Origin of the sequence: Desulfonatronospira sp. (genome assembly GCA_003563255.1) — a bacterium.
In the GTDB taxonomy this organism is placed as follows: domain Bacteria; phylum Desulfobacterota; class Desulfovibrionia; order Desulfovibrionales; family Desulfonatronovibrionaceae; genus Desulfonatronospira.
Genome location: PWSL01000340.1, coordinates 1 through 6,047, shown reverse-complemented (window position 1 = coordinate 6,047; position 6,047 = coordinate 1). Strand labels below are relative to the sequence as shown.

The window sequence follows — 6,047 nt, the reverse complement described above, 5'->3', positions numbered from 1 at the left end:
GCGCAGTTTATCCCGTGAAACAGTCCCATGGGACTCCCCAAAGGGGGTTTCACTGGGACGGATTTCACTGGGTGTGATCTGCCTGCCCCGTAAAATTTCTTCCCATTTTACTGGGGTGGGCAAAAAACTCTTTTCTTATCTGGGTTGCGGGCAAAAGCCCGCTTCAGTAAAAAGCGTAGTGTAGAAAAACAGGCAGGAAAACGCCGGCAGCCGTCCAGGATTTTCTATGCGGCCGGAGCGTTGGAGTAGAAGCAGTAGGGATCGCGGTCTTTGTGTGGGTCCAGTCCCAGGCTGTAAATGACCGCCTGGCATCCGCCGCAGGCAGGCAGCAGTCTGCAGCCCCTGCAGGCCTCGCTGCCGGCCCTGTATTTCCGGCCGGCCTCAGACTCATAGGATTTTATAAGCCCGTTTTGAAAGATATTTCCCAGAGGTGATGGAAATTTCCTGCAGGCATGCAGTTCGCCATCAGATAGCAGGGTGGCGAAATTAAAGCCTGCACCGCAGCCAAACCCTGTGCAGCCGCCAAAGGGCTTGTGCCCATTTTCATCCCTGATGCTGTTGATGAGGTTGTCCTTGAGGCCCAGTACTGGATTATCCCGGGTTGCCCGGATGTATTCACGCAAAAAAGCTTCGTATCCGGCGTAAGAGGGCATCAAGAGGGAAGCGCCCTCGCCCACGGCGGAAAGCCTGTTGAAGGTGAAAAGGTCGGTCATATCCCGCAGGTGCTCGCCCAGGGGCAGAACCTGGTCCATATTGTCCCTGGTCAGGGTCAGCATGACCTGGGAGGAGATGCCCAGTTCCCGGAGAAGGGGCAGAAATTCCATGACCCGGTCAAAGTATCCGGGCTGGCGGACGAAATCGTTGTGTTCCCGCAGACCTTCCAGGCTCACCTGGTACATGGACGGAGTCTGAATCGTCAGGAGTTGTTCCAGGCGCTGCCTGGATGCTGGATTGCCCAGGATATTCACCGGAAAGCCCCGTCTGACTGTTTCCAGGTAAAGCTGGTCAAAATGTGGATAAAGCAGGGGGTTGCCTCCGGTAAAGGTGACTTTGGCCCGGACATTGTTGCGGGTGCAGAATTTCTCCAGTTCGTCCAGTATGTAAAATGCGCTTTCCAGGGACATGGGGCTGCGGGAGGAGCGGTCGTAGCAGTGTTTGCAGTTTAGATCGCAGGCCTGGGTAATGTGCCATTGCAGGGTAAACACCCTGGGGTGCATAAAGCGCTCGAAAGACTTATCATGGGGCCGATATATTGCCGGGTCCCTGCCAAGCCGGGTGCGAGGTGCCAGGATCAGGCCTCTGGATGCGGACTGGTCCACTGCCCGGTGCAGTTCTGCCAGATTGACTTTATACTCCAGGGCGGTGCTGCCCATGGGCTGATCTTCACTGACTATCTTCAGTGCTGTCAGAGTCCGGTGGTCTGCTGGTTGAGCTCTGGAGCGGCCGCTGGCCGGATCGAACCAGACAAGCATAAGTTCCGGCTGTGAGGCAGGCTGGATCTTTGGATCACCGGCCCTCTCCAGGACCTTGTCCAGTCCTTTCCAGTGCAGTTCCAGCATTTTCAGGGAGGGGTTGATCATTTTCCGGTGGACGTTGGAAGGTACCTGGTCCCGCAGCTGAAGGCAGTTGTAGAGGGCTGTTTCCAGTTCAGCCAGCTCCGCCAGGTATTCTGGAAGCTCCAGTTTGTGAGACAAAGATGAAATCACTGCCGGGAATTTTTCCGGGCCCGGCTTCGTGTCCATTCTGGCGACCAGAGCGGACCAGGCCTGCCGGGTGACAAGACTTTTACATGCCGGGAATATATTTTCCAGATCTGTTTCATTTGGTTGCATGACAGCTCGGGCTCAGGGGATAAAAAATTATTGGCTGGAGTGGTGATAAAAAAAGACAAAGTTCAATCCCTGCGCCGACAACCTGCCGGCGCAGGAAGTTAGATAAAGGACGCGACCTGCGTCCAGGACAGCCTTATCAGCTGCCGTTTCCTTCTCAGGCCCCGTTTCCATCGGGTTCTTTATCAATATCGTCATTGTCGTTGTCATCACCATTATCTGTGTCCGTGGCGACTCCATTGGTGGAGCATCCGCTTTGACCCATGCCAAAGGCCGGCCCAGGTGCGGCGAAGCCGCCACCGGTCAGCAGGGCGGCAAGGCAAAGGCCGGTCAGATATGTTTTTGCATCTTTTGCGTCCATTTTGTCCTCCAGAGTTTTTAATTTGGTCCCGGCTTAAACTTCCTTGGCTTTTTCGGCTTTCGAAAGTTGCTCAAAAAAAGCTTCTCCGAAAGCCTGTAATCATATACACATTGCTACCTCCCTGGTTATTGGGTTTTGTTCAGTACGGCCGCGTGATTGATGTATTCAGGCAGCCATATTATTAGTCATACAGAAAAGATTTAATGGGGGAGAGTATCTTGTTGAATATTTTACTATGTCCCGGTTATTGTCAAGAATAAGTTTCATTAGCACTTATCGACTACCGGGGACAGGCAATTTTTACCGAACTCAAACCGTAAAATGGCTGAGCTCTCGGCGGCAAAAGAGCCAGTCCCCTTCAAGTTCAAATAAAGTGTCGCTGTAGTGTTATGCATGGAGGTCCAGAATTTCAGGTTGTGCAATTTTTATTTTTTTACAAAAAAGTAAACTTGTCATGGAGTGTTGTCAGTGCCTGGTGGCTAATACAATGGATAAGCATTTAAAACAGGCAGTAACAGTATCCAGGCTTTTCCACACCCCTGCGTGGAAAAAGCAACCTGTCCGGGGCAACTCAAGATAAAAAAAGGAGCCAGTACAACCACCCCCGGACCCTCCTTAACCAAGGAGGGTCCGGGGGGGGGTATATGAGATCCCTTCCTTGGGGGGCAGATGCCGGCCAGGGGACAGTCCCCGCGACACTTTTTCTGCACAAATACAAAAATTACAGGCGCGAAATTTGTTGAATCTGCACAATCATTACCTAGCGGGGGACAGTCAACAGACCTCGTGCCAGTAATCACCACCGTGGACCCTCTGAATGATTACCCGGGGACAGTCCCCCTGGCCTTGTGCCATTGGTCACTACCGTGCCCCCATGAATGGTTACCTTGCACTCAGGCATGGCCCTGGCTTAGGGTGTGGCCCAGGTATTAAGCTTGGTGCCTTGAAAGCATGCCTGGGGTCGTAATAAATTTTGGCCAGAGTCTCTATTACAATCTTGACAAATTATTTTTAAAGATGTCTAATTTTTATTCAGGCCTGCCTGGAAGGTGTTTCTCGCCCAAAACATGTCTGAGACCCGGCCCCCGGGATCGGCAGCCGTTAACGGCTCTCTGCCTTTGCGCATGGCCGCCGGTATGCGGCCTGTTCAGGCCGTGAATGAGTTGTTGCAACTTTCACTGTCACCTTCAACCCGAGAGTAAATCAACATGTGCCGCTTGTTTTCACTTATCAGCACCTCCTGTGTATCGCCCATGAAGGCCATTGAAGCCCTGGACATGATGAAGGAGGGTCACGACGGATCAGGAGTGGGGCTTTTTCTCAGTTCCCTGGAAGGCCCTTTCAGCAGATATAAGGGTCTGCCCGTTCTCTCCGGGATTTTCACCCGGAACGGGTTAAAACGCATGGAGGAATACATGTCAAAACTGGGGTTTATTCCCCGGTTTCAGCTCACTCTGGACACCAGGGGCGACCCGCCCCCGGGTACGCCTGGACGCGAGATCTATCTCGTACAGGTCTTTGAGCCCCCGGATGTTTTTAAAAAACTGGAGCCTGTTTTACAGGAACGTAAATTGACCGGGATACGTCTGGAATTGAGGCATATGGGGCAGGAAAAGGAGGACATGGTTGTCTTCAGTTTCTGGCCGGATGTCATTACCATCAAAGAAGTGGGTGATCCCCTGGAGACCGGCCAATACCTGGGACTGGACAGGGAAGAGCTCTGCGCCCGTCAGATACTGGCCCAGGGCAGGCAGAACACCAATTACGGCATCAACCTGTATGCCTGTCACCCGTTTTTTATCCAGGGCGTCGCCAGCATGACCAACGGCGAGAACACCGCCTTTGTGCCCATCAAAGAATACCTGAGCACCCAGGGTGTTGTGGGCTACGAGGGTTACCAGTCGGATTCCGAGGTCTTTACCCATATCCTGCACTTTACCCTGAAGGAAATGGGCCTGGGTATCGAAGCCTACAAGCACGTCATTACGCCCCTGCAGGGCAGCGACCTGGAAGCTCATCCGGACCGGGAGTTTCTGCAGAGGTTAAAGCAGGCCTGCAGACGTCTGATTATCGACGGCCCCAACTGTGTCATCGGATGCCTGCCGGATAAAACCATGTTTATGGTCCAGGACCGCAAGAAGCTCCGCCCGGGCATAGTGGGCGGCAGGCCCGGGCTTTATGCCTTTTCATCAGAGGCCTGCGGTTTGGACGCAGTGATACCGGACCGGGACAAGTCCCTGGATTTTCAACCCATGCACCTGGATACAGCCATAGTCTCCCCTGAATGCAAGGAGGTCAGGATATGCCGGCAGACGCAGCCATTACCCCTTCAACATTAAGTCAGCGTGATCTTCCCTGGCAGATACACTGGGACGTAAATACCTGTACCCTTTGCGGGCGCTGTACCGCGGTATGTCCGGTCAATGCCATTGAACTGGGGACTTTCCGCAAAAGAAATATAGTGGTTCCCTTTGTGGGAGGCCGGGAAAAGCCCACCTCCAACTTCGGAGTCTACCACGGTATCCGGCAGAGGACTGATCCGGGATATGCCTGTATCGGATGCTCCATGTGCAACCTGGTCTGCCCCAACAATTCCATTTCGGCCATAAAGTCCGAGTCCATGGATATGCTCAGGTTTCACCGGGACCGGGGAGGGCAGCCAAGGACCAGGGGCGGCCGGCGCAATCGGGGGGACAGTGTCCTGGATCAGATGAAATTCATGCGCATATCCATGCTCACAGACCCGGCCCTGGATGCCGGCCGTCATGAATTCGAACTGCGCACCCTCCTGGGCCGGGTTCTGCCTCCGGCCAAAGCCCTTGCAAGCTGGAAGGAAAACGGCTGGACCCCTCCGGTGCGGGAAATTCATCCTTTGATGATAGGCAGCATGAGTTTCGGAGCCCTGTCTCCCAATATGTGGGAAGGCCTGCAGATGGGGGTGGCCTACCTCAATGAAGAACTGGGCATGCCCGTGCGCATCTGTACCGGGGAGGGGGGATGTCCCCCAAGGCTTCTTCGCTCCAGGTTTCTCAAGTACGTAATCCTGCAGATCGCCAGCGGCTATTTTGGATGGGACGAGATAATCCATGCCCTGCCGGAAATGAAGGAAGACCCCTGCGCCGTGGAGATCAAGTACGGCCAGGGGGCCAAGCCCGGAGACGGAGGCCTTTTGCAGTGGCACAAGGTCAACAAGCTTATAGCCGCCATCCGCGGTGTACCCCCGGGAGTGAGCCTGCCCAGTCCCCCGACGCACCAGACCAAGTATTCCATCGAGGAAGCCGTGGCCAAGATGATCCAGTCCATGAGCATGGCCTGGGGGTTCAGGGTGCCGGTTTATCCCAAGATTTCGGCATCCAGCACCTCTCTGGCGGTGCTGAATAACCTGACTCGCAATCCTTATGCCTCAGGCCTGGCCATTGACGGGGAAGACGGGGGCACAGGCGCGGCCTACAATGTCTCCATGGATCACATGGGCCATCCCATAGCCTCCAACCTGCGGGACTGTTACCTGAATCTGGTCAAACTGGGCCAGCAGAACGAACTGCCCCTGATAGCCGGGGGTGGGGCCGGCAAAAACGGCAACCTGGCTGCCAATGCCGCGGCACTGATCATGCTGGGGGCAAGTGTGGTGCAGATAGGCAAATATATCATGCAGGCCGGGGCAGGCTGCCTGGGCACCGAGGGGGATCGTTGCAATATCTGCAATATCGGCCGGTGTCCCAAGGGGATCACCTCACAGGATCCAAGGCTGTACCGCCGCCTGGACCCGGAAAAGGTGGCTGAGCGGGTGGTGGATGTTTACGTTGGCTTTGATACCGAGATCAGGAAGATACTGGCACCCCTGGGCCGCTCCACCT

At 54.7% G+C, this 6,047-nt stretch carries 5 protein-coding genes; 3 read left to right on the top strand and 2 right to left on the bottom strand.

The window, feature by feature from the left end; genetic code table 11:
• Positions 1-184: hypothetical protein (locus tag QZP87_RS09870; RefSeq protein WP_291322752.1), on the top strand; the 184-nt coding region annotated here is incomplete at its 5' end.
• A gap of 40 nt (positions 185-224) precedes the next feature.
• On the opposite strand, the gene sbtM is transcribed toward QZP87_RS09870, so the two are convergent.
• Positions 225-1,832: a thio(seleno)oxazole modification radical SAM maturase SbtM gene (sbtM, locus tag QZP87_RS09865; protein WP_291322751.1), complete on the bottom strand. Its 1,608-nt coding sequence runs from the start codon at positions 1,830-1,832 to the stop codon at positions 225-227.
• Positions 1,833-1,986: 154 nt separating this feature from the next.
• Positions 1,987-2,190 (bottom strand): SbtA family thio(seleno)oxazole RiPP natural product precursor, encoded by a 204-nt coding sequence (gene sbtA, locus QZP87_RS09860; RefSeq protein WP_291322750.1) that lies wholly within the window; start codon positions 2,188-2,190, stop codon positions 1,987-1,989.
• A gap of 1,208 nt (positions 2,191-3,398) precedes the next feature.
• On the opposite strand from sbtA, the gene QZP87_RS09855 reads away from it, so the two are divergent.
• Positions 3,399-4,529 (top strand): glutamate synthase, encoded by a 1,131-nt coding sequence (locus QZP87_RS09855; RefSeq protein ID WP_291322749.1) that lies wholly within the window; start codon positions 3,399-3,401, stop codon positions 4,527-4,529.
• Positions 4,493-6,047 (top strand): glutamate synthase-related protein (locus tag QZP87_RS09850; RefSeq protein ID WP_291322748.1); only part of this gene is annotated, 1,555 nt, incomplete at its 3' end. The genes QZP87_RS09855 and QZP87_RS09850, both read left to right, overlap by 37 nt.

What these genes read in the sequence shown, in the direction of transcription:
- sbtM (WP_291322751.1), bottom strand. Translation starts at nt 1,832, where the DNA reads ATGCAACCAAATGAAACAGATCTGGAAAATATATTCCCGGCATGTAAA.
- sbtA (WP_291322750.1), bottom strand. Translation starts at nt 2,190, where the DNA reads ATGGACGCAAAAGATGCAAAAACATATCTGACCGGCCTTTGCCTTGCC.
- QZP87_RS09855 (WP_291322749.1), top strand. Translation starts at nt 3,399, where the DNA reads ATGTGCCGCTTGTTTTCACTTATCAGCACCTCCTGTGTATCGCCCATG.